Raw genomic sequence first — 24434 nt, 5'->3', positions numbered from 1 at the left:
ATTTAAAAACTTTAACACGACGATCATGCGTTTTCAAAAGATAATATTCCCACTTTTTACGTTCACAGCCTTGTTGCTGACAGGTTGTGAAAAGAGCTTCGAGGAGCTGGAAATTGACCCTAATCGTGCTACTTCTGCACCGGCTTCCCTTATTTTACAGGGGATTGAATTTGATATGTATAATAATACGGGGAGACCTTTCAGTTCGGAAATGCGCTGGAACCAGTTTTATGCCATTAATTATAATTATTATGGCAACAACGAATATCAGTGGTCGGCATTTACGAACCATTATTCCACATTAAAAAACGTGGTGCAGATGGAACTGGAACACAAGAAAACGGGTGCTGCCGATATCAACGGCTATGCAGCTTTGGGTAAATTTTTCAGGGCGTTTTTTATGGACCAGATGTCCGTTCGTACCGGTGATCTGCCGATGAATGAAGCCCTGTTGGGTCGTGAAAATCTTGAACCCAAGTATGATTCACAAAAGGATATTTACATCCAGATACTGAAATGGCTGGATGAGTCTAATAGTGAGATTACGTCTTTGATCGCCAAAGGGGAAACGGATGTTACGGGGGACTTTTATTTTGCGGGCAAATTGGCAAAATGGCAAAAAGTAATCAATGCATTCCGGTTAAGAATGTTGATACGGTTAAGCAAGAAGGAAGCCGAGGCGGGCATGAACGTGAAAGCACAGTTTGCTGAAATGTTAAACAATCCAACGAAATATCCATTACCGGAGGGACTTGCAGATAACCTCGAATTTGTGTCAAACAATTTTAATAAATATCCTTCGAATCCCGATAACTTCGGATTTGACGCAACCCGGCAGAACATGGCCGCTACTTATGTTGGGCTCTTGTCTGAAAGGAAAGATCCACGCGTAATGGTTACTACGGAGCCTGCGGGTGCCCAATTGAAAGCCGGAAAACTTCCATCTGATTTCACCGCGTTCGTCGGAGCGAGTTCAGGAGAGGATTTGGCGGATATGTCGGCCAAGGCGGGTATTGATAATGGGACAGGGTTTGCGCCAGGCGCCTATTCCTTCCAGAGCCGTTCGCGTTATTATACCAATTATATCGGAGAAAGTGCGTATATCATTGGATACCCTGAAATGTGCTTCAACATTGCCGAAGGGATCAATCGGGGATGGGCAACCGGAAGTGCCGAAGAATGGTATCAAAAAGGAATTAAAGCGTCTCTTGGCTTTTACGGGATCAAGGATGGGGCAAATCCCATGCGATATACCAGGACAGGAGGACGGGACGCAGCTGATTTTGTCAGTTATAATGTTAATTTCAACTTTGATGCCTACTATGGCCAGCCCTTGATTAAATATGGCGGCAACAATGTTACCGGACTGGAACAGATTCTGACGCAGAAATACCTGGCTTTCTTTATGAACTCGGGCATGGAGGCTTATTTTAATTTCAGACGAACCGGTTTTCCTAAATTTATGACGGGTGTCGGTACAGGGAATTCGGGACGAATCGCTTCGCGGTGGCAGTATCCTACCTCTGAACGTACTTTCAATCCTGAGAATTACAAAGCAGCAATTGACAGACAATTCGCGGGTAAAGATGATATCAACGATGCGGTGTGGCTGGCTAAATAAACGAAAGAGAAGAAACAGTAATGGGATAGTGACTAGTCCTGAAATAGTGATACAGATTTGAAATAAGCTTAAGTTAGATTAATCGAACCGTTGCATAGTTATTCTTGCAACGGTTCTCTTTTATATGAAAAGTTATCCTAAATTCACGAGAAGTAAACCAATCCATCTAAATTATGAAAAATTTTTACATGGCGATAGCCGTGCTCTTTTGTGTTATCCTTAGTGAAGAAGTACAAGCCCAAGGTAGGCTTTTCCTTAAAGCCACCAAATCGAACGGAAACGTCATCACCACCGGTGCCAGCCCTAATGAGGCTCCCGGGGTGGTCGACGTCGGTGTAGGAGGCAATCCTATTTTGGCTAACTATGCTACGCTTTCAAGTGCGGGATTTGACACAGAGAAGGCCCTCAATATCGGCAGTCCAAGTGCTGGTGCTGGTGCTATCGTTTTTGCACCGCTCACAATTGCCAAGAAAGGCGACCTTTCTTCAGCCAGATTCTTTCTAGCCCAATGCCAGGGGGATTTGATGGACATAGAGATCGTAACCATAGCCTTGGATGGTAGCCCAAAAAGAAATGTGGCCCATAAAATAATTCTAAGAAATGCGGCTGTAAAAGCTTTTTCGACAGACCTTGTAGAGGATTGCAGCTGCCAGGTGGAAGCCATTAGTTTCGAATACGGTAGTTTGGAAATATATCCCTATACTATAAGTAACGCCGGTAAGTTTAGTGCTGGTCAGGCTACGGGATGGAATAGAATCACCAATAAGGTAATAAATCCATGATCCTACTTCAAAAAAGCGCGGGATTATGGGTAACAATACTGGTATTGACTTTGATTTCTACATTCGCAATGTCACAACATTTGCCAAGAGCGGCTGGGCAAATCAAAAACCGAATAACCGGTAGATCTGTTTCAACGGCAAGGCAACCTGGGAATCGATTGGTAGGCAGAAATGAAGCGGGCAATGATAGAATACGTGCCCTAACTGCGCGCAGGAGAAACGTTTTGATCAATGGGCGTGCCAGTGCTACCCAGGATTGTGGTTCTTCCTGTTTACTGGCGTCACCGTTGCCTGTAAAGCTGATTGAATTCAATGGAGTACGCTTGGATCAGTCGCAGGTTTTGCTTAGCTGGACCACCACTGAGGAAGTTAATAATGATCATTTTGACGTTGAGCGAACCTTAAACCCAGCCAATGGTTTTCAGGTTGTTGGTTCTGTGAAAGGCAAAAATTACTCATCCCAAAATGTTTCTTATAAACTAACAGATCCCAATGTGGAGGCAGACTACACTTATTATCGCCTGAAGCAGGTGGATGGGGATGGAAGTAGTTCATACAGCCGCATCATTGGTGTAAAGGGATTCAGTGAAGTGCTTGCTGTGATACCGTTTCCTAACCCTGCACGGGCCAGAGACCTAAAATTCCTTGTCTCAGGTCACACGAAGGGGGAAAGTTTAAGCGTGCAGGTTTGTGATGTGACAGGGAATATCATCTATCAAAATAATGCGTATACCCTTGCGGATGACAAGCAAATTTCCTTGCCTGGCATCAGGAACCAGGCAGGTTCCTTTGTGATTAAAATAAAAAATGCTCAGCAGCAGGCCAGTTCATCATTCGTTATGATGAACTGATTGCCCAGAACCAAGCAAATTCATTATTCATCCGGTATTTAGAAATTGATCGAAACATCAATCTAAATACCGGATGAATGATTTGTAGCATGTATTTACTACAAGATATTAAGTCTTTGGCACATCAATGCGCTTCAAGCCAGTTGGCCCCAACGCCGATTCCTGTTTCCATTTTAACGGCTAACGGAATAGCCGTACGCATCAGCTCGTCCACTTTTTCTTTGATCAGTTCGATTTCATCGCGATGAACATCGAACACCAATTCATCATGCACCTGCAAAATCATGCGCGAACGAAGTTTTTCCTGTTTGATAAAGTTGTGGACGTTAATCATCGCCACTTTGATCATATCGGCCGCGGAACCCTGAATGGGCGCATTGATCGCATTTCGCTCCGCAAAGCCACGGTTGGTCTGATTGCGTGAATTGATGTCGGGCAGATACCTGCGGCGTCCCAAAATCGTCTGGACATAATGATTTTCGCGCGCGTCGATAACCACCTGATCCATATAGCTTTTTACCGCAGGGAATTCTTCGAAGTACGACTTGATAATCTCGGAAGCTTCACCTCGCGGGATGGCAAGGCGCTGTCCCAAACCAAAGGCCGAAATACCATAAATAATACCAAAGTTGACCATCTTGGCCTTCCGCCGCATATCAGAAGTTACATCGGGAAGATCTACTTTAAACACTTTACTTGCCGTTGTCGCGTGAATATCGCGTCCCTGGTTAAAGGCCTCGATCATACTGGCATCTTCGCTGAACGCTGCCATGATACGTAGCTCAATCTGCGAATAATCGGCAGAAAGAATCTGGAAGTCTTCATTATCCGGTACAAAGGCTTTCCTGATTTCTCTTCCGCGCGGCGTGCGGATCGGAATGTTCTGAAGGTTTGGATTGGTCGAACTAAGTCGCCCCGTCGCCGCGACTGCCTGGTTATAGGAAGTGTGGATACGCCCCGTGCGCGGACTAACCAGCGTGGGTAGTGCATCGACGTAGGTTGATTTCAACTTCTGCAACTCACGGTAATCCAGGATTTTTCTTGCAATTTCAAACTGGCCTTCCAGTTCCGAGAGAATTTCCTCGCCCGTCGCATATTGCCCGGTCTTGGTTTTTTTAGGCTTATCGATCAGTTTCATTTTATCGAAAAGCACTTCTCCCAATTGTTTGGGAGAACCGATATTGAAGGATTGTCCTGCTATTTCAAATATCTCGGATTCTGTTTTACGCAAATCGCCTTCCAACACCTGCGACATTTCAGCTAAAGCATTGGTATCGAGTCTTACACCAGTGTTTTCCATCGATGCGAGCACCTGAACCAAAGGCATTTCTACCGTTTCGAACAATTTTTGTGCGTTATACTTTGGCAGCTCTTTGGCAAAAATAGTATTCAACTGTAAGGTAATGTCGGCATCCTCCCCGGCATATTGCGTCGCTTCGGGAATGGAAACGTCACGCATGTTGCCTTGTTTTACGCCCTTTTTGCCGATCAGTGTTGTGATCGAAACGGGTTCATAATTCAGGTAAGTTTCCGCCAGAATATCCATGCCGTGGCGTTTGTCGGGTTCCAGCAGATAATGTGCCAGCATGGTATCCTGCAACTTGCCCTTTACCTCGATGTTATAGTTTTTCAGAACAAGAATGTCATATTTTACATTTTGTCCGATTTTTTCAATGGATTCATTTTCAAATACTTCTCTGAAATATTCGACAATTTCCTGTGCTTTCTCCTTATTTGCGGGAACTGGCACGTAAAAAGCCTCACCGGGAATATAGGCAAAAGACAAGCCTACCAGATCGGCATCGATCGTTTCCAGAGATGTTGTTTCGGTGTCGAAACAAAAAGCCGTCTGAAGGCTCAGGTAGTGCGCCAGGCTTTTCATTGTTTCCGGCGTATCAACCGTGTGATAACGATGGAAGGTATTGTCAATGGTTTTTCTCGGGGCAGTAATCGTAGATTCTTCCTGTTCTTCTCCAGAAGCCTCAAAATTGGAAATATCTTTGTCCTGCTGGGTTGGCGTTGCCATTTCGGCAGCAGCCGGGTTTCCAAACAAATCGTACTGGCCTTTTTTATCCACCACCTTAACCTGCGGCGCTGGGGTACTAGAGGTCGGTGCATCACTTCCGAGAATCCGCTGACGTAGCGTTTTGAATTCAAGTTCGTCAAAGAGTGCATTTACTTTGTCACGGTTCGCACCGCATATCGTCAGGTCTTCCGCATCGAAAGGAACCGGGACCGTGATGTCAATGGTCGCTAGCTTCTTGCTCAGAAGTGCCTGATCCGCATGTTCACGGACTTTTTCACCCAGTTTACCCTTTATTTCATGGCCATGAGCGATCAGATTTTCAATGGTATCGTATTCTGCAATGAGTTTTTGGGCGGTTTTCTCACCAACACCGGGGATCCCGGGAATGTTATCAACGGCATCACCCATCAGCCCCAACATATCAATCACCTGATCGATGCGTTTGATCTGCCAGCGTTCCAGGACTTCATTGACACCCAGCTTTTCGGCTCCTTTACCCATGAAAGCCGGCTTGTAAATATGCACATGCTCTTCCACCAGCTGTCCAAAGTCCTTGTCAGGCGTCATCATGAAAACCTCAAAGTTTTCCTTGGAAGCCTCCTTGGCAATGGTTCCGATAATGTCATCGGCCTCAAAACCGTCCAGAACAAGAATCGGTATGCACATGGCTTCCAACAATTTCTTGACATAGGGAATCGCGACGCTAATATCTTCCGGTTGTGCTTCACGCTGCGCTTTGTAAGCCGGATACTCAATATGCCTGAATGTGGGAGCAGAAGTATCAAAAGCTACACCAATGTGCGTCGGTTTTTCCTTTTGTAAAACTTCCAGCAACGTATTGGTGAAGCCAAATACGGCGCTGGTATTCATTCCCTTGGACGTGATTCTGGGAGCTTTTATAAAAGCAAAATGTGCACGGTAAATCAACGCCATGGCGTCGAGTAAAAATAGCTTTTGGGTGGGTTTCTCCATAAGATTTTTGATAAACGAAAACCAAAGATAATGTAACCCGGACTATTTTGTGACTACCGCGATCCTAAATCCGGCTCATTTTTTGCTTATGACCGGCCAAATCAGCATCTTCGCCTTAATTTTTAGCAGAAAACCATCCGAATAAGAGAAAATGAGAGCAATGAAAAAACAATTTACGTTAGCAATTTTAATAATAGGCTTGGTGTTTGTACAGGCTTGTAAGGGCCCGGAAGGACCACAGGGGCCAGCAGGCGTTAGCACGCCAGGAAAGGATGGAGCCGCAGGACCGGCAGGACCGGCAGGGAGTGCCAATGTTTTTTATTCAAGCTGGGCTAAGGCCGGGACATGGAGCAAAATGGATTTCAACAGCATCGTTCGTTCCTATATTGACGTGACGGCGCCCCGCATCACGCAGGACATTCTGGACAAAGGTGTTGTGCTTGTTTATGCAAAGGTTAACCTGGGCGACAATAACGTTCGTCAGCTTCCATTGAGTATTAAGTCTAAGTTTACAGAAGAATACATCGATTTTTCTTTGAATGTCGAAAAACTAAGAATCTGGTCGACGCCGATTGAGGCGACTGTTGAGCCATCGACAACCTACGAATTCCGTTATGTTGTGATACCTGGAGGACAGGCGGTGCGGATGAATTATGAAAAACTTAGTTATGAGGAAGCAAAGGTTTTGTTCAATATTAAGGACTAAGATTTCGCCTAGCTTTTTTTGAAAATTATTTGTAGGCAGAAAACTGCCGGTTCCGGATATGGAGCCGGCAGTTTTCTTTTTGAGATAACATGCCAAAAAATAGGTGAATGCGAATTTTTTTTGTGATTTTCGCAGTTATCGTTTTTTGATGTAACCCTATTTAAAGTGAAACAAACATATAATTGGCCAAATATAACCCCTCCCGTTGCTGATCAGAAACCCTACGATACGGGTATGCATGGTGATGTACGCATCGATGAATACTACTGGATGGCCGACTTTTTTAGCGAAGGTCCTGATCGTGATCAGGTTGTCGGGTATCTTAGTGAGGAGAATGCGTATAAAGATGCCATGATGGCCGGCACCAAACAATTTCAGGAAGATTTGTTTGCTGAAATGAAGGGGCGAATCAAGGAAAAAGATGAGTCGGTTCCGGTTTTCAAAAATGGCTATTTTTATTATACCAGAAGCGAAGAAGGGGAACAGTATTATAAATATTGCCGGAAAAAGGGCAGCATGGATGCGCCTGAGGAAATACTGCTGGATGTGGATGCTATGGCGAAGGATCATGCCTACTATTCTGCCACAGGATTCAATATCAGTCCGGATAACAAGTTGCTTGCCTATGGCGTAGACACGGTTTCGAGGCGCCAGTATACCATTTTTATCAAGAATCTTGAAACGGGAGAAATCTACAAAGATTCGATATTTCCTGCGAGCGGCGGTTCTGTATGGGGAAATGATAACCGTACATTGTTTTACACGGCGACCAACCCCAAAACGCTGCTGAGTGAAGAAATAAAAAGACATACCCTGGAGCAGGATTCGGAGGAAGATGTGGTGGTGTATAAGGAAAAAGACAACAGTAACTATATCGGCGTTGGGAAAACCAAATCCGGGAAATATATTATTATTGGCTCCTCTGCAACGGTTTCTTCCGAATATTATTTATTGGATGCAGACCAACCGGAGGGAGAATTTACTGTTTTTCAGGAGAGGATCAAAGATGTTCTTTACGATATTGACCACCAGAATGATCGGTTTCTGATCGTGACGAATCAGGATGCGTTGAATTTTAAACTGATGGAAACCCCGCTGGATAAAACCGGCGTAGCGCATTGGAAAGAAGTAATTCCGACCAGCGATGCTGTTTTGATTGAAGGCATTGAGGTTTTTGAAAAATATCTTGTCGTTACTGAACGGGAAAATGGCTTGCTGCAACTCCGGGTCAGAAATATCGAAGCAAATAGCGAATATTATGTTGATTTTGGTGAACCTGCCTATGCAGCCTACATCGGTTCGAACCCTGAGTACACCAGTGAAATGCTCAGGTATTATTACACGTCATTGACCACACCTGGTTCAACCTATGATTATGGGATGGGTTCGAAAGAAAAGGAATTGCTCAAACGGCAGGAAGTAGTCGGTGATTATGATCCTGAATTGTATTTAACGGAAAGATTGTATGCGACTTCACATGACGGGTTGAGAATACCAATTTCTCTTGTCTATAAAAATGGCACTGTGCTGGATGGAAACGCACCTTTATTACTTTATGCATATGGCTCTTACGGAAACAGTATGGATGCCGGTTTTAGCACGAACCGGTTGAGCTTGTTAAACCGCGGATTTATTTTTGCCATCGCACACATACGCGGCGGGCAGGAAATGGGGAGACAATGGTACGAAGACGGTAAATTGTTCAAAAAGAAGAACACGTTCCGCGATTTTATCAGTTGCGCGGAATATCTGGTGGAAAAACAATACACTTCGCCTGCACATTTGTTTGCCGAAGGTGGTAGTGCCGGAGGTTTGTTAATGGGTGCGATTGCCAATCTGCGCCCGGATTTGTGGCGTGGTGTTTTGGCTGATGTCCCTTTCGTTGATGTAGTAACCACGATGCTTGATGAGAGTATTCCATTAACTACCAATGAGTTTGATGAATGGGGGAATCCTAAAAACAAGGATTCTTATGATTATATGAAATCCTATTCTCCGTATGACAATGTTGAGAAAAAAGACTACCCGAATATGCTGGTGACAACGGGGTTGCACGATAGTCAGGTACAATATTTTGAACCTGCCAAATGGGTGGCACGGTTAAGGACGCATAAAACGGATAAAAATGTGCTTCTGCTGCAAACGAATATGGAAGCCGGACACGGTGGCGCTTCGGGAAGGTTTGAATACCTGAAAGAAATTGCGCTGCAATATGCCTTTATGTTTAGTCTGGAAGGTATTCGAGAATAGATTAGTACATGATAAAAAGATTGCCCGGTCGGGTAGTCTTTTTATCACTTTTTCGATATCTGGATTTATTTTAGTTTCAGATTGATTAACGCAAACAGATTTTCCAGAACAAGAGCAAGTGACTGATTCAAAGATCGGTCTATCACTTCTCCATCCGTACCGAGTTTGTGTTTGATGTTCGGGATGGATAAGGAAGATTTTTCATTTTTTACCGTTCCCAGCGCCGTCAGTGTGAGCAGGAGCGAGGCAAGCGCCTTATCTCCTCCACCATTAAGGGGTGATGCACTGATTGCGGCAACCGGTTTATCATTAAGTTCTCCGGTGGAGACGATCCAGTCCAGGGCATTTTTTAAAACGCCGGGAACGCCAAAAGCATATTCGGGCGTGCAGATAATCACACCATCAGCGTTTTGTATTTTTTGACGAAAATCGGCAACATGGACATTGTCTTCATCGAATCCTGGATTAAAATGAGGGAATTTTTCCAGGCCTTCAAAAATCTCAAAGTCGATGCCTTCTCCTGTGATTTTTCCAATATTTTTTAAAATATTTGTATTGGCAGCGTTGCTTCTTAAACTGCCTGAAATGGCAAGAATTTTAATTTTTTTCATGCTTCATTGAATTTAAGGAAGATATTAAACTCTGCATATCCTGGCTGACCGACCGGATTGTGGATTGCAGTTGATTTAGCATCGTGGCCCGGGTGTGAAGGTTATCAGCGTCATAAATCCCTCCGTTTTTGAACAACAACTGCACGGTGGCATCGTCCATATCTTTATCCAGTTCAAATTTATCCCACCTTGACTTAATGGTTTGTACCAGTGGTTCCTGCTGATTATTACTGAAACGTTTTTCTTTGAGCATGTACCACATAAAAGGCGAGTAAATCCGCGATTGTTCCGGCGCGAACCATATATCTTCCAGGACATTTTTAAAACCGAATCTGTATTTTGATAGGGCAAATAAGAAGCATCGTACCGGTAAGGAATCGTTGGTGCGCAGTACTGGCTGGATACGTTCAATTTTAAATGGCTGACCTGTCGCGAATTTTGACACGACGTAATGAAGAAAATCGAGGTTGCAGAGCAAAGAAGTCCTTTCAATAATTTATTCATAAGTGTCAGAATCAAAATCAGCCAGACCTCAATATATTTATTATGGTAAAACTACAACGATTTTAGCTTTTTCATAAACACGCCAAACGTCGGCATCAGCTCTTCAAACAATGGATTGTTACGGTTTTTGATCATGATTTCACTGAACATTTTCAATCCGATCGCGAATTCCACTGCCTGATCTTTATTCTCAAATGGATCTTTTTCTTTCAGAATTTCGATGATCGCGAGTATGTTGTCATGATTTTCGAATTCGATTTGCACGGGATCTGTCTGCTGTTTTTCTCCGTTGTTAGCAGTAAGATAATCGAGTTGCAGACGATATTTATGACTACGTTTTTCCATGGTGAAATCAGTTTGATGGTCCTATAAAAAAGTAACCTGACACAGTTTCTGTTGAACGGCATCAGGTTACTTTCGCGATTGTTTTTCTTAATAGCCGATCACTTTCCCCTTACATTGTAAAAATTATAATCTGTCATAGGCGCGTCGGTAATGCCCAAAATTCGTCCCATCGTTACCACCTGACCGCGATGGTAAGTGCTGTGGTTCATACATTGTACAATATATTCAAAATTAGGATAATTACATTCAAACCATGGATTCACGACCAGATTGTTTTCCTGAACGTTTTCGCTGGTCATTTCTTGAATGTATTGGACCATTTCTTCAGACTGCGCAACGAGTATCTGAAAAACCTCCTCCACCGGGCCGTCGGGCGACTGACTTACGAAGTCAGTGTCCTTTTTAATTACGGAAAACCAGTAACGCTGGGTCTGATAAATATGGATCAGCGTTTGCTTAATCGTTGGGAAACTCGATGTCACATCCTGTGTCATCAATTCAGTCGGCTTTGTTCTTAGCCAGGCTACAAGGGTTTTATTTGCCCAGTGGTTGTATGATGCGTAATTCGTCATCAAATAAGTCAGACTATTTTCCATGGTTTCTATAGTTGTTTTGTGTAACAGATTGCTGTCATTTTTTTGCACATTACAAAGTAAATGCCGAGGCGTGACAAGGGTATGTCAGCAGGTACTGGAAATTTATAGATTATCCAAAATAGTACTCAGACGTTTTTTAAGTTTATCTTTAAGTACCGGGGGTTGTATGATCTGGGCAAAGTCCGCATACATGACAAACCATCTTGAAAATGCTTCGAGCGAAGCACATAGAAAGCTGACTTCAAATTCGTCCCCGGTTTTTTTTTCGGAAACAAACCCATGGAAGTACTTGTCGTTCTGGATGTAAGGCATGATGTGTTTTTTTGCGCGTATCACCACCAGTTCCAGGTTTTCCAGTTTTGGCAAGCTATCCAGATGCTCCTTAAGCGAAGCGTGCTGTTTGCTGAATATCGTTTCTGTTAATTCAATATTTGAAATTCGGTCAGTTCTGAAATTACGATAGCTTTTTCTTAGCAAGCAATATGCGACAACGTACCAGTAATTATTTTCGTGATAGATACCAATGGGCTCTATCTGTCGTTCCGTAGCTTCGTCGGTATTAAAAGCAGCATAGCGCATACGAACGACCTTTTTGTCCGCGACGCTTTTGAGTAGAATTTCCAGCGTATTGTTTAGCGTCGGGTTAAAGGGCTTGTACTTTTGCCGGACTTCAATGTGCTGCTCCATGTCTTCCAGTAAATTCTTTTCGGTACTTTTTAATACTGATTTTACCTTAAACATGGCCGACTGATAGTGCGATTTTGTCGATAAATCGGTAAACTTTTCCATCAGTTTTTCGGCCGTTATGAAAGTTCTTGCCTCTTCTTTCGTAAACATAACGGGTGGGAGCCGGTAACCGTCCATGATGGAATACCCCACACCGGCTTCGCCAATAATGGGCACTCCCGCTTCTGCGAGGGTATTCATGTCCCGGTAAACCGTGCGCAAACTGATCTCAAACCGGTCGGCCAGGTCTTGTGCCTTAACTATTTTCCTGGATTGCAGCTGTATAAGTATTGCTGTGATGCGGTCGAAACGATTCATGTAAACGAAGTTGGTTATTTCAATGGGCTAATTTATCGAAGTTAAAAACTTTCGCTACCAATTCAATAAGAATGTAATCAGATTGGTTTCCCTATTAAAATATCGTTCACGGTGAAACGTTATCTTTCGAACCTGGCAATAGCATTGAGGCTTGTATTTTGGAGAGAAGATTAAAACAAAATGGTTCTTTGTTGATGAATTCGTTTGTAATTTGAATGTCAGTATGTTATGTTTTGAAAATCAATAAGTTAATGACTTGGTAATGTCGGCGTTACTGCCAGTTCTGATTGCCAAGGTATAATGCAAAAATGCCAAACAGCAAACCCGGAATTGCCATGAGCGATACAACCACTTTTGCCCACATAAGTTCGTTGTTGGATTTGAGGATATAGCCAAGACCCATGATCACGGCCGGAATCAGTAGCAGCACAAGCCACAGTCCGATGTTGGAACCCGAAATGGTATTGTCTGCGAGGCCCTCGCCGAAAAAATACAGCACGGTAAGCGCGATAGCGGCGTCGATGCACCAGAATATCCAGAAGAAGATCATTCGTTAACAGGTTTAGTTTTGATATCTGATCGGAGCGCCGTAAGGTTCTGATTCACAGATAATTTTATGAGAATTTATCACCGTATTTTTTCTAAACCTACATGAATTGAGTTAACGGCAAACCACTTGATGATTACCGTATGTTACTTTAAACGAATTGGAATTTCTTCGGATTTATTGGTGATTTCAAAAACAGCTTCATTGAAATTCGCAGCGCGCGTAGCGGGCAGTACGTTATTCGAAAACCCATATTGTTCTTTTGGAATGCCAAGAAAATTTGTATCCATTTCATTGTTTTCGTTTTCGTCCAGATACACGGAAATTGCATATTTACCGGATGGAATATTGTCAAAAACGACGGAAACCTGGGACTGCCTGTCGATAGCAACTTTCTTTTTGAAGATTGGATTTTTCTTTTCATTATAACTGGTTTCATTGTTGTATAAGCCAATCATCAATTGCCCCTTTTTGCTTTTAATATTGCTTACAACAATGGTCTGTTTGCTGTTTTGCGCCAAACAACCGGCAAATGCCGTCGTTGAGAGTACGATCAATAAAAATAATTTTGTGTGTAGCATAAGTAGTTAATCGATAGAAGTTTAATTTTTAACTGCAAAAAACCATACCCAAAAAATAAGTAATAGCTGCATGGGGATACGAAACCACAGATAACCAGGTCCCTGTCCGTCAAAAGTTCCTTTTTGGTAGTCAATGTGATGGATGGCTGCGAAGACATTGGCGGGCAGGACCAGGATAAAAAAGAGTATCAGTAACAATCCTGCGGTCTGGCGCAACGCCGGAAATAGTAAGGCAATACCCGCCAGTATTTCTAAAATGCCGGTGATCAAAACAAATTCTTTTCTGAGCGGAACAAATTTAGGGATCATTTGCTGCATACCTGTTAAAAATTTAAAATGCCCGGCTGCCGTAAAGCAAAGCATCAGGAACATTGCGATGTTGCCGCTGAGGATGTATTGATAATCACCGGAGACAAATTTGTTAATTCCTGCACTTGCCGCAAAAGTGGCAATAAGAATAATAAGTACGATCATGGTTGCAATGTTTGGTTCATGCAAATCTGAGCAAACTAATATTGAGCCGGAATAACATATGTTAGTTTCGTGCAAATTGTTTCCGGATCCTGCTCAAACTCTCCGGCTGAATGCCCAAATAGGAAGAAAGGTGTTTGATGGAAATGCCTTGGATCAGCGTCGGATTGCGTTCCATTAACTTGGCATAACGCTCCTCGGCCGTTAGTGACAACAATTCCATTTCTCTTTGTAGCCTTTTGAGGTATTGCGCTTCGGCAATCAGCCTGCCTATTTTCTCTCCGGTTTTGAATTTGTCATAAAAATCATAGAGAAATTTGCGCGGAATTAAAAATGCGCTTGCATCCGCTATAAGTTCAATTGAAACCGGAGAAGGCTCACGGGTTAGGAAAGAATAATAAGCCGTAATGAACTCATTTTCAAAATGAAAGCCGACCGTGAATTCCTTTCCATCTCGTAGAAAATAATTCCGTGTCGCACCGGTCAAAAGAAAGTAGACGTATTGTTCAACCTGCCCCTCACGGCAAAAAAAATCGCCTTTTTTAAATGACTTGGTTTCCAGGTTCGTACTGAAATACTGAAACTCATCAGTCGAGATTTCGGTAATTCGAGACAATGCCTCTTTCAGTTGATCAACAGGAGTTATTTGCATTTAGGGAAAGTTATTCGTAGATTTTCCGTGTTTACTTGAAGGGATGCAGAGTCATTGTGGAAATGTGAAAAGTTATATTTAGCTAACAGACATTGCTTGCTATTAGCGATATCTGTTACTTTATTCTCCTCATACTAATGATTTTGACGGGCGTTTTTAGCGATTGTATTTTATCTCCTTGTCCTGTTTTTTCTTGCTGAATTTTTAGCACAACATCCATGCCCGAAATTACTTTTCCGAATGCCGCAAATCCTTGTTTGTCAGGGTTTCTTTTTCCGTTGTAATCAAGTTCGGGCTGGTCGTTGATACAGATAAAGAATTCTGAAGTAGCACTTCCTGGGATTGTTCGTGCCATAGACAATGTGCCGTTTACATGTTTAATCCCCGTCATGTTGGTTGACTCGTGAGCAATCGGCGGAAAATTTCCTATGGTGTCGTTTTGAAGGCCGCCTTGGATAACCTCAATTTTTACTTTGTTGGTCGGCTGGTTGTTCAAGCGTACAGCCCGGTAGAAGACTGCGCCGTTGTATTTGTTTTCGTTAACATATTTCAGAAAATTTTTGCAGGTAAGTGGCGCCTTTTCGGGATACAGTTCCAGCTGAATATTTCCTCTGTCCGTGCTGACCATAATTTTCTGGGCAAATGAAATTGAGAAGAAAGCGAGAAAACTGATTAAAAGAATGCCGGAAAATTTGCTGGTTGGTTTCATTTTTAATGGTTAAAGCAATGGATCGGGAATAGTTGCAATTTGAATATTTTTCAGATAACATGCAGCTGATTTTTGGTCTGTTTATTCAGAAAAAAGTCTTTGGTAATAAATGAGTATGTATTGAAATGACTCACTACATTTACAACCGGATTATCACATGTTAAAATTTTGTCATGAATTACCCCCTGATTGCCCAACAAACCAGTATTTCTGAAAAACAGGTACGCAATACCATACAATTATTTGACGAGGGCGCCACGCTTCCTTTTATTTCCCGTTACCGTAAAGAAGCAACCGGAGGGCTCGATGAAGTACAGATCGGCGCCATCAGAGATGCTTATGTGAAACAGCAGGAAGTTGAAAAACGCCGGGAGGCTATTTTGAAAAATATTGAAGAACAGGGAAAGTTAACTCCGGAGTTAAAAAAGCAAATTTCCGGGGTTTTCTCCATGGTTGAATTGGAGGATCTTTATTTACCCTATAAACAAAAAAGAAAAACGCGCGCCTCGATGGCTGTGGAAAAAGGGCTTGAACCTTTGGCTCAGCTTATCTTTGCAGGAAAAGAAGCCGATCCTGAGCGCAAAGCAATGAGTTATCTGAATGATCAGGTTGAAAATGCTGACGCTGCATTGCAGGGAGCGCGGGATATTATTGCCGAATGGATCAGTGAAAATCAGGATGCGCGGAGCCGTGTGCGTTCGGTGTTTCAGCGTAATGCTGTGATTACTTCAAAAGTGAAAAAGAAGAAAGAAGAAGAGGGAGCCAAGTACCGGGATTACTTCGAATTTTCTGAACCACTTTCCAGAATTCCGTCTCACAGGCTTTTGGCTTTAAGACGGGGAGAAGAAGAAGGGTTTTTGAGTGTAGATATTTCACCTGATGAAGATCAGGCAATCGAAAATCTTGACCGGATTTTTTTGAAAGGAACACCCGGAAGCAAAGATCAGTTGGAGTTGGCCATTAGCGATAGTTATAAAAGATTGCTAAAACCCAGTATAGAAACCGAATTTTCGAACCTTTCGAAAGAAAAGGCGGACCAGTATTCAATTCAGATTTTTACCGAAAATTTGCGTCAGCTTTTACTTGCTTCCCCCTTAGGACAAAAAAATGTACTGGCTATTGATCCCGGTTACCGAACCGGGTGTAAGGTCGTGGTTTTGGACAGCCAGGGAAATTTATTGGCAGACAAAGTAATTTATCCGTTTGATAAATCAACAGAGGCAAATTATACCATAGCGGAACTGATTCAAAAATATAAGATTGAGGCGATCGCTGTGGGTAACGGGACTGCCGGAAGAGAAACCGAAGATTTTGTTAAGAAGCTTCTGTCGTCGGCCGGGAAAGAAAATGAAATTGGTTTGTTTATGGTGAGTGAGCAAGGTGCTTCCATTTACTCGGCATCCGATGTGGCTCGGGAAGAATTTCCGGATAAAGATGTAACCGTTCGTGGATCTGTTTCAATTGGCCGCAGATTAATGGACCCTTTGGCGGAACTTGTAAAAATTGACCCAAAGTCAATCGGTGTCGGTCAGTACCAGCACGACGTAGACCAAAATGCATTGAAGAATGCTTTGGATGTAGTCGTAGAAAGCTGCGTAAATTCCGTAGGCGTAAATCTCAACACGTCCAGTAAGCATTTATTGCGCTATGTATCGGGCCTGGGACCCGCTCTGGCGCAAAATATCGTGGATTTTAGGGCAAAAAATGGAAATTTTAAATCGAGGCAGCAACTGTTAAAAGTGCCGAGGCTCGGGGCAAAAGCGTTTGAACAGGCAGCCGGTTTTTTGCGGATTGAAAATGGTATTAACCCGTTGGATAACAGTGCTGTACATCCGGAAAGTTACCCGATCGTTGAGCGTATGGCTAATGATGTCGGTGCAACCGTGAAAGATCTCGTTCAAAAACCGGAATTGCGTAAGCAAATTAACCCGGCGAAGTATGTAACTGATACTGTGGGGCTTCCTACTTTAAAGGACATTTTGCAGGAGCTTGAAAAACCATCGCGCGATCCACGGGCGCCAGTGAAAAAATTTGAATTTGATAGTGCTGTGCGCAAACCTGAGGACTTACGCGTTGGGATGGTGCTTCCCGGAATTGTTACGAACATTACTGCGTTCGGGGCGTTTGTTGATGTTGGGGTTAAGCAGGACGGGCTCGTTCATCTTTCACAGCTGGCTGACCGCTATGTGAAAGATCCGAACGAAGTGGTGAAGTTGCAGCAGGTCGTGACGGTTAAGGTTACGGAGGTTGACTTGGGGCGAAAGAGAATTGCATTAAGTATGAAAGGTGTTTAGCAGCAACTTGCTGAAAAGAGACTCTTTGAGGCCCAAGCGTGAACTCAAACCAAACTTCATTTTCAATGCAGGAATTATATTTTACGCAGCAATTGCCAATTTCATTGGATGAAGCATGGGCGTTCTTTTCGAATCCGGCAAATCTCAAAGAGATCACGCCGGTGCATATGGGATTTGTGGTTACATCTAATCATCATAGAGAAAAAATGTATGCGGGGCAGATAATCCGCTATATCGTAAAACCAATTTTGGGAATTCCTCTCAATTGGTGCACGGAGATCACTCAGGTGGTCGATAAGAAGTATTTTATCGATGAGCAACGTTTCGGCCCTTATGCTTTTTGGCATCATCAGCACCATTTTACAGAAGTTAACGGAGGTGTGTTGATGGAAGATATTCTGAACTATAAACTTCCTCTCGGATTTTTAGGTAAAATCGTTGATGCTGTTTTTGTGAACAATGAAGTAAAAGAAATTTTTGCTTACCGGAAGAAAATCCTGCTGGAACGGTTTGGCGCCTGAAAAATGTCAAACCGGTTTAAACCACAAATGGCTGTAAGCTCATAAATGCTTGCGGCCATTTGTGATTTGCTTGTAACTTTAAAAATTATATTGTACCCGACAGGTAAAAACGTCATCCGGTGCATCGCTGGTAAAACCGGGTAATCCCGATTTTTCATTCTTTACATTTTCGTAATAGAACATAAATTTAAGGGATTCATTGGGACGGTAAACATAACCAACACCCAAGGTATTGTAACGCAAATCACCTTTACTGAACCCATTTGCCGTGCTTATTTCTTTGCCGGAAACTTTTTTATTAGGATCATACCAATCATATTTTAATACGAACTGGTGGTCGACACTGTTGAGATTTTGCAGAAAATAAAAATAAGCGCCGTCGAAGTTTCGTACATAAAGTGGATCCTTGAGGCCATTGCTGACGGGATATATTCCTGGTGTTTCACTGCTAAGTGCCGTTGCCGTTTGTGTTCCTTTGATGTATTCTGCCCTGAATTCTGTTTGACCTCGTTTGTTTGGAATGATAAGCTGGGCGTCGGCCCCGGCATAATTCCGCGGTGTTGCTTTTCCAAGATTCCGTTGCGAAGAATCCCGCATCATCATATAATTTTCATTTTTCTTTTCCACCTTGTATATAACTTCGGACTGGCTGGTGATTCCGCCCGCATATCCGGAAATGGCTGCCGAGAATAGCACAGGTGAAAAATTACTGATCCTTTTTGGTTTCATGCTAACCTTGGCGATAATATCTTTATGACTGTCGTAGTCGTTTGGTCCCGACATCCCTTGCCCGTTAAACACACCAATATCCAATTTGAAATCCGAAGTTTTTCCGTCTTTTCTTCGTTTGTTCAGCGTTAACATCGCTCCAATATCACGTTCGGTTTTCATCAGAATTTGTGACATCCGGCCTCGCTCGGGCGTCTCGCGATTGGCGGAAGAAAGGTTAACTTCGTAGCCGAAAGGACGGGCAAACATACCGGTTGTCAGGGCAAACAGTTTGAACTTGTTTTCATAAAACCTTCCCCAAAAATCCCGGATCGCTACGCCTCTTTCGGTCCCGTCAAACTGGAAAACGAAGTAGGAGGTAGGCTCGCCTTTGTCATTTAAGTGGGCATAGTCGACACGGAGTCGTCCCCGGCGCAGCATAAAACGGTTGTTGGACATGTCGGAGAAATTCCCTCCGTTATAAGTGTCAGCTCCTTTTTCTGTGATGTATTGAAACTGCGGCTGGATGTATCCGCTGATCCGGACACGGTTGTAACGTTCATATATAGATAACATTCCCTTGCCCATCTGGTTGGTTGTATCGACCAGATCCATCAGAAAACGTTGTGCAAAAGTATTATCGGGCTTGCATAATATGAGTAGAAATAGGATTACGGGGATCCATTTTTTCATTGAAAAATAAAATTAACTTAATGGTGGTGTCAGTTATAATTAGGATATGTTCTTGCTAATTATCTGATATTTAGCGAATTAGTTTAAATTGACGTATTGAAAGAAATATACTTTAAATATGTTTTATAAGCATATAAAGTATTTAGCTTTTGATACTTATTTATGTTAATTTAAATACTAAAAGTATAATACTTATTAAATGATATATTCATATAAAATGTATATTATTTATGGTGTCCGTATTAAAAGGTGCAAAGAACTGTATTTAATATTAATAGTATGTTAACTCAGTGTTAAATAATAAATTTCTTTACGAGCATTTTCAATGACGTTTGTTGCCTTTTTACGATGCTTAGTGGAAGTACTACCGCGGATTTTCAGTTGGCAGGTCGCCGAGAAATTTTGATGTACGTGGTTTTCTTAGAAGGCTATAAGTTTTGCTTTTTTGCCGTTTTGGGCGATGCTCTCTTTTTGAAAATCAGGCGCGCTTTCGGAGCTTTCGTTAAGCCAAATGCAGAATCCTTCGTCTGATATGATCAGACTTGCAGACAAAGGAACGGCTTGCTATTAAAAAGGTGAAATAATGTTAAAGCCAGTGCGCTCCAAGTAGGATTTTGGCACCGGCTTTACATTTAATGCGCTTTCAGTTCAAGGATTTTTTTTACTTTTATCAATGTCGCCATCCAGTTTTCTTCTGCTTTGATCACTTTGTCTTCGTCTTCTAAGTTATCCTGAGTGACCGTCAGGGTGGTTTCATCATCGTAGGGAGAAACGTGGTAGGTGATAATCGCGTAATTGTCCTCGAAATCTTCTGTTCCAGATAATGAGCTCCAGTAACTGTAACTTAAAACTCTTTCCGGAATAATATTGACGATCTCGCCCTTATCTACATAAGAAACGCCTTCCCATTCTCCCGTAAAAGTGATCGGGTCGTGCAGTTTCCAGGTCGTGTCTGTTTCGGTTCCGTACATATATTGTTTGATGATCTCGGGGTCTATCAGGGCTTTCCATACTTCGGAAGGGCTTACAAAAATAGAAATTGAGGTCGACGCCATCAGTTTTCGGTTCATGATTTCCTGTTTTTAGTTTATAATGTCTTACAAAATACGAAGAAAAATCATGCGATGGAACGGATTAATCCAGTTAATGCATGGTTGTTTGTGCGAGGTAGTCGTTGAGACTGATGTGATCTGATTTTTTAAAACTGGTACTGGTAGGATATAATTTAATGATACGGGATGCCCGGAAATCCCGGTATTCATTCCGGATCCAGCACCAGGCAATTACATGCCAGTTCATCGCGTAAAATAGTAATCCGATTGGCTCCACTTCGCGTACACTGAGCTCGCTGTTGTAGTTTTGATAGTCCAGGCGGAGTATCGTTTTGTTGGAAATAGCACTTTGTATTTCAGATAAATAGGCAAAATCATTTTGCAGAACGTCCGGTTTGAAGGTTTTTATCTGCTGCGCGAAGTCATGGAGGGAATCTTTCTGTGACGTTTTAAGGACAGAAGTTACCTTTTGCAGTGCTGTTTCGTAATGTTTCTGGATCGAATTGTCCGTAAAACGATGGGCGATTGCACCCATCAGCGCAAGTGCGTTGGCTTCTTCCGTCGTGAAAGTGACGGGCGGTAAAAAGTACCCCTGAACAATGTTGTAGCCCTTGCTGGGTTCAAAAGTAATAGGGACACCGATTTCGTCGAGTGCGCGAATATCGCGGTAAACGGTACGCGTACTTATCTCAAAGCGTGTGGCCAGATACTCGGCTGTTACAAACTTCTTTGACTGTAAAATAGTCAGTATGCCCAATAATCGATCGACTCGGTTCAAAGAGAAAAAATTTAGGTCTTCGGAATTAATTTCCAAAGACCTAAATTACTTAAACACTTACTTTTTTCTAAATTCCTTCGTTTTCTATATTTACCCGATTCGGATAGAAGTCATTGTCAGAGAGCCCATTACTGCTTTGTCATTAAAAATACTGACTGAATCTTTTTTATTTTGGAGGCCCAGCGAATAGAGCAAAGGGTAGTAATGATCTGGTGTAGGGATGGCATATTGTGCTGCGATGCCAAGCTTTTCATAATGGATAAGCGGGTCGTGGTTTCCGTCGAGAATCAGTTCTTTAAATTTTGAATTCAGTTCGATGGCCCAGTCATAACCAAATTCCGGCTCCTGAACTTTATCCCACGCAACCATCCGGAGGTTATGCACCATGTTTCCACTGCCGATTATCAGGACTCCCTTTTTCCTCAGTTCGGAGAGCTCCTGGGCCAGTGCATAATGATAACCCGCAGGCTTTCCATAGTCAATACTCAGCTGCAGTACGGGAATGTCGGCGTCCGGATACATTTGCTTGACGACAGACCAGGTCCCGTGATCCAGTCCCCATTCATGATCCAGGCCTACATGGGTGGTTTTTATAAGACCGGCTGTCTCTTTTGCCAATTCAGGATTGCCGGGTGCGGGATATTCTACGTCAAATAATGCCTGTGGAAATCCGCCAAAATCGTGAATTGTTTTCGGAGAAACCATCGCGGTAACCTTGGTTCCTTTCGTTAACCAATGCGCAGAAATACACAACACCGCCGTTGGTTTCACGATTTCCTGGCCCAGTTTTTTCCAGTAATCCGTGAACTCGTTTTCTTCAATACCATTCATCGGCGAGCCATGTCCTGTGAATAAAACAGGCATCAGATCGCTGCTTTTGAACTCTTCCGTGATATTTTTCAGATCGTTTAATTTCATAGATTGCAATGTAAAAGGTAATAGCGAAACCGTCTTGATAAAATGCGCCCTGTCCATGCCCCGAATCTGTAATGCCGTTTAGTACGCCGCAGTAAAACGTTTTTTAATGTATTTTGGTTGTTCCGTTTCATCCACAATAGCAACAGCCAGATCCTCGACAGAAAGTATACTGCGGCCGTTTTCGTCAAAAACAGGGTTGTTCAAGGCTGTGCGATACGTTCCTCTGCGGACACCTGCTGTTCCCTGGTGCATCTCGATGGCGGGGCTCAGGAATGTCCAGTCAAGTTCCGTTTCGTTTTTCAGGATGTTAAGATATTCCCTCGCAGCGGTTGCGCCTGGTTTGTATGCTTCGGGAAATTCCGGTGTGTCAACAAGTTGCAGGCCCGGAGCGATTTCCAAACTTCCTGCGCCACCCACCGTTAAATACCTTTTTACACCTGATTTTTTGGTAGCTTCCTGGATGGATGCTGACCCTTTCAGGAAGTCGGCATAAATATTTGGATTGGTCCAGCCTGGATTGTAAGCGCTTATGACGATGTCGTTTCCTTTAAAAATAGCTGCAAGTTCCTCTGTATTAAATACATCGCCTTGTTTTACGGTGAGCAACGGACTGCTCAGGGTTACTTTGGACGGGTCACGGACGATGGCTGTAACTTCGTGGCCGCGGTTTGTTAATTCGGTTAAAACATGTGAGCCTACAAATCCTGTTGCTCCGATTAGTGCTACTTTCATTTTGGTCTATTTTTTTTAGTTATAATTTACTACTGAAATGAAAATTGTTACAGTTTTAGGTAAAAAATTAATTGAATTTTTGACAGAATTCAGCCAATGTCATTTTACCTAAACTGGCGAGTAATACCCTTTCGGATTCTCTATAAAGGCCTTCAAGATGCTGATTGATTTGCTGTCCAACAGGGCAGTTGGGATTGGGTTCATTGACACTTTTTCCCAAAAAATGATTGGGACGAACAGCCTCATAAATGTCGGACATGGCAATGGAAGCTGCCGGTTTTGCCAAAGCACTGCCGCCGGATTTACCCTCTTTGCTCAAAACCAATCCATGGTTTCTGAGGTTAATTAATTCTTTACGTACCAGAACGGGGTTGATATTTATGCTGCCAGCCAGATATTCTGATGGACACCATTCGCCGGATTCTCCGGCAAGCAGTGTCAAAATATGTACCGATATTGCAAACCTTCCGTTACTCATACTGTAATTTTAATTATTACAGAACAAAGGTAAAACAACTTTTTATTAAAACAAAAAATGGATGAAAAAAAGATTTAAACCTAGTGGATGTAGCTGAATGTTTTTATTTTTTTTGTCGTAACTTTCTATTAATTAGTGAATTGTATATTTTTAAGTATAGGATGTTTAGTATTTATTATACTATTTATAAATATTAATATAATGAATTTATTAATAATCTAAATTGTATGATAAATATCAAACTAATAATATGTTAAATAAGTATATAAAGTATTGTTAGTTTGATATGTTTTTAATGGTATTTAAATATTAAAAATACTATTAGGTTGTCGATTTGATTCTTGACAAGAACAAATCGACGGCGAAAAAATTGTATTCCTTTTCGAAGATCAGCAGGACAGAAAAGAACGCTACATGAATGAGTTGAGAGCCCAGGGATCCCCATTCTTCGATCATGGTTGTGCCGAAAATAAGCGCGATCATCACAAGTGCTCCTGCAATGAGTGACTGCCTTGTAAACAAGCCGATCAATAAAAATACGCCTACCAGAAATTCGGTAATGGGAAGGATATAACTGAACGGGATTACGACAATGTCCGGCAGCACGGATTTTTCGAATTGGTCAACCATCCAGGCGCTGAATCCGGCCAGTTTGGGGAGCCTGACAAGACCGTGTCCGAACATGCTCATACCGATGGCAAGCCGGCCAAATAGAAAAGATAACTGTTGAGAAGAATTCATAAGGGAATAGAATTGATTTAAACAGTTACAACAGCGAAAATGTACGTGAAGGTTTCGTTGTTTGTTATTAAAAAGAATACGAAAGGAAGATCTTTTTACTTATCAAAAGTTCAATAAGTAATATATTATCTAAATTGAAATAAACATATTATACTTATTCAAAATAATGAAAAGTATAATAAACTAAATTATTATTTAATGTATTATACTTTTCATTATTTTGTATTTATAAATTACTTGTAATCAATCGA

At 42.3% G+C, this 24434-nt stretch carries 25 protein-coding genes; 7 read left to right on the top strand and 18 right to left on the bottom strand.

Annotated features, from left to right (window positions below):
• Positions 1 to 25: 25 nt before the first annotated feature.
• The 3 genes from RB622_RS07610 to RB622_RS07600 all read left to right on the top strand — a co-directional run bounded on the left by RB622_RS07610 (position 26) and on the right by RB622_RS07600 (position 3254).
• Positions 26 to 1621 carry a SusD/RagB family nutrient-binding outer membrane lipoprotein gene (locus RB622_RS07610; RefSeq protein WP_308045958.1) on the top strand — a complete coding sequence of 532 codons (1596 nt, stop codon included), beginning with the start codon at positions 26 to 28 and terminating at the stop codon, positions 1619 to 1621.
• Between the two features lie 188 nt (positions 1622 to 1809).
• Entirely contained in the window at positions 1810 to 2403 is a 594-nt protein-coding gene (locus RB622_RS07605) for a type VI secretion system tube protein Hcp (RefSeq protein WP_308045957.1), read from the top strand.
• Positions 2400 to 3254: a T9SS type A sorting domain-containing protein gene (locus RB622_RS07600; RefSeq protein ID WP_308045956.1), complete on the top strand. Its 855-nt coding sequence runs from the start codon at positions 2400 to 2402 to the stop codon at positions 3252 to 3254. The genes RB622_RS07605 and RB622_RS07600 overlap by 4 nt, the downstream gene beginning before the upstream one ends.
• 124 nt (positions 3255 to 3378) lie before the next feature.
• Here the strand turns inward: RB622_RS07600 and polA are convergent, their stop codons facing one another.
• The gene (polA, locus tag RB622_RS07595; protein ID WP_308045955.1) at positions 3379 to 6252 is read right to left on the bottom strand and encodes a DNA polymerase I; all 2874 of its coding nucleotides are present in this window, start codon (positions 6250 to 6252) and stop codon (positions 3379 to 3381) included.
• A gap of 160 nt (positions 6253 to 6412) precedes the next feature.
• Here polA and RB622_RS07590 point away from each other — a divergent pair, with 160 nt between their 5' ends.
• Positions 6413 to 6958 carry a hypothetical protein gene (locus RB622_RS07590; protein WP_308045954.1) on the top strand — a complete coding sequence of 182 codons (546 nt, stop codon included), beginning with the start codon at positions 6413 to 6415 and terminating at the stop codon, positions 6956 to 6958.
• A 165-nt stretch (positions 6959 to 7123) separates the two neighbouring features.
• A complete protein-coding gene (locus tag RB622_RS07585; protein WP_308045953.1) occupies positions 7124 to 9208 on the top strand; it encodes a S9 family peptidase in 2085 nt (694 codons plus the stop codon).
• Between the two features lie 65 nt (positions 9209 to 9273).
• On the opposite strand, the gene RB622_RS07580 is transcribed toward RB622_RS07585, so the two are convergent.
• From RB622_RS07580 to RB622_RS07535, 10 genes are all read right to left on the bottom strand, one after another.
• A complete protein-coding gene (locus RB622_RS07580) occupies positions 9274 to 9819 on the bottom strand; it encodes an NAD(P)H-dependent oxidoreductase (protein WP_308045952.1) in 546 nt (181 codons plus the stop codon).
• A complete protein-coding gene (locus RB622_RS07575) occupies positions 9806 to 10297 on the bottom strand; it encodes a hypothetical protein (protein WP_308045951.1) in 492 nt (163 codons plus the stop codon). Before RB622_RS07575 ends, RB622_RS07580 begins: the two co-directional genes overlap by 14 nt.
• Before the next feature lie 77 nt (positions 10298 to 10374).
• A complete protein-coding gene (locus RB622_RS07570) occupies positions 10375 to 10668 on the bottom strand; it encodes a DUF3861 domain-containing protein (protein ID WP_308045950.1) in 294 nt (97 codons plus the stop codon).
• Between the two features lie 98 nt (positions 10669 to 10766).
• Positions 10767 to 11264, bottom strand: a complete 498-nt coding sequence (locus tag RB622_RS07565; protein WP_308045949.1) for a DinB family protein — start codon at positions 11262 to 11264, stop codon at positions 10767 to 10769.
• Positions 11265 to 11366: 102 nt separating this feature from the next.
• A complete protein-coding gene (locus tag RB622_RS07560) occupies positions 11367 to 12308 on the bottom strand; it encodes a YafY family protein (protein WP_308045948.1) in 942 nt (313 codons plus the stop codon).
• Between the two features lie 271 nt (positions 12309 to 12579).
• On the bottom strand, positions 12580 to 12858 hold the full coding sequence (locus tag RB622_RS07555) for an osmoprotectant transporter permease (protein WP_308045947.1): 279 nt from the start codon (positions 12856 to 12858) through the stop codon (positions 12580 to 12582).
• A 143-nt stretch (positions 12859 to 13001) separates the two neighbouring features.
• Positions 13002 to 13436: a DUF2141 domain-containing protein gene (locus RB622_RS07550; RefSeq protein WP_308045946.1), complete on the bottom strand. Its 435-nt coding sequence runs from the start codon at positions 13434 to 13436 to the stop codon at positions 13002 to 13004.
• A 21-nt stretch (positions 13437 to 13457) separates the two neighbouring features.
• A complete protein-coding gene (locus RB622_RS07545) occupies positions 13458 to 13910 on the bottom strand; it encodes a hypothetical protein (RefSeq protein ID WP_308045945.1) in 453 nt (150 codons plus the stop codon).
• Between the two features lie 61 nt (positions 13911 to 13971).
• On the bottom strand, positions 13972 to 14559 hold the full coding sequence (locus RB622_RS07540) for a Crp/Fnr family transcriptional regulator (RefSeq protein ID WP_308045944.1): 588 nt from the start codon (positions 14557 to 14559) through the stop codon (positions 13972 to 13974).
• Between the two features lie 115 nt (positions 14560 to 14674).
• The gene (locus RB622_RS07535) at positions 14675 to 15268 is read right to left on the bottom strand and encodes a peptidylprolyl isomerase (protein WP_308045943.1); all 594 of its coding nucleotides are present in this window, start codon (positions 15266 to 15268) and stop codon (positions 14675 to 14677) included.
• A gap of 173 nt (positions 15269 to 15441) precedes the next feature.
• On the opposite strand from RB622_RS07535, the gene RB622_RS07530 reads away from it, so the two are divergent.
• Entirely contained in the window at positions 15442 to 17562 is a 2121-nt protein-coding gene (locus tag RB622_RS07530) for a Tex family protein (RefSeq protein WP_308045942.1), read from the top strand.
• Between the two features lie 65 nt (positions 17563 to 17627).
• Positions 17628 to 18083 carry an SRPBCC family protein gene (locus tag RB622_RS07525; RefSeq protein WP_308045941.1) on the top strand — a complete coding sequence of 152 codons (456 nt, stop codon included), beginning with the start codon at positions 17628 to 17630 and terminating at the stop codon, positions 18081 to 18083.
• 78 nt (positions 18084 to 18161) lie between these two features.
• Here the strand turns inward: RB622_RS07525 and RB622_RS07520 are convergent, their stop codons facing one another.
• From RB622_RS07520 to RB622_RS07490, 7 genes are all read right to left on the bottom strand, one after another.
• A complete protein-coding gene (locus tag RB622_RS07520; protein ID WP_308045940.1) occupies positions 18162 to 19484 on the bottom strand; it encodes a porin in 1323 nt (440 codons plus the stop codon).
• 632 nt (positions 19485 to 20116) lie between these two features.
• Positions 20117 to 20554: an SRPBCC domain-containing protein gene (locus RB622_RS07515; RefSeq protein ID WP_308045939.1), complete on the bottom strand. Its 438-nt coding sequence runs from the start codon at positions 20552 to 20554 to the stop codon at positions 20117 to 20119.
• A 73-nt stretch (positions 20555 to 20627) separates the two neighbouring features.
• Positions 20628 to 21314, bottom strand: a complete 687-nt coding sequence (locus RB622_RS07510) for a YafY family protein (RefSeq protein WP_308045938.1) — start codon at positions 21312 to 21314, stop codon at positions 20628 to 20630.
• Positions 21315 to 21404: 90 nt separating this feature from the next.
• The gene (gene ygiD, locus RB622_RS07505) at positions 21405 to 22232 is read right to left on the bottom strand and encodes a 4,5-DOPA dioxygenase extradiol (protein WP_308045937.1); all 828 of its coding nucleotides are present in this window, start codon (positions 22230 to 22232) and stop codon (positions 21405 to 21407) included.
• Positions 22233 to 22310: 78 nt separating this feature from the next.
• Positions 22311 to 22964 (bottom strand): NAD(P)-dependent oxidoreductase, encoded by a 654-nt coding sequence (locus RB622_RS07500; protein WP_308045936.1) that lies wholly within the window; start codon positions 22962 to 22964, stop codon positions 22311 to 22313.
• Between the two features lie 67 nt (positions 22965 to 23031).
• The gene (locus RB622_RS07495) at positions 23032 to 23442 is read right to left on the bottom strand and encodes an Rrf2 family transcriptional regulator (RefSeq protein ID WP_308045935.1); all 411 of its coding nucleotides are present in this window, start codon (positions 23440 to 23442) and stop codon (positions 23032 to 23034) included.
• Between the two features lie 321 nt (positions 23443 to 23763).
• Positions 23764 to 24183, bottom strand: coding sequence for a DoxX family membrane protein (locus tag RB622_RS07490; protein WP_308045934.1), 420 nt, complete (start codon positions 24181 to 24183; stop codon positions 23764 to 23766).
• Between the last annotated feature and the right edge of the window lie 251 nt (positions 24184 to 24434).

This window comes from Dyadobacter sp. LHD-138 (assembly GCF_030929615.1).
Taxonomy (GTDB): Bacteria; Bacteroidota; Bacteroidia; order Cytophagales; family Spirosomataceae; genus Dyadobacter.
The sequence above is the reverse complement of the archived record's forward strand: the minus strand, read 5'-3'. Positions and strand labels throughout refer to the sequence as shown.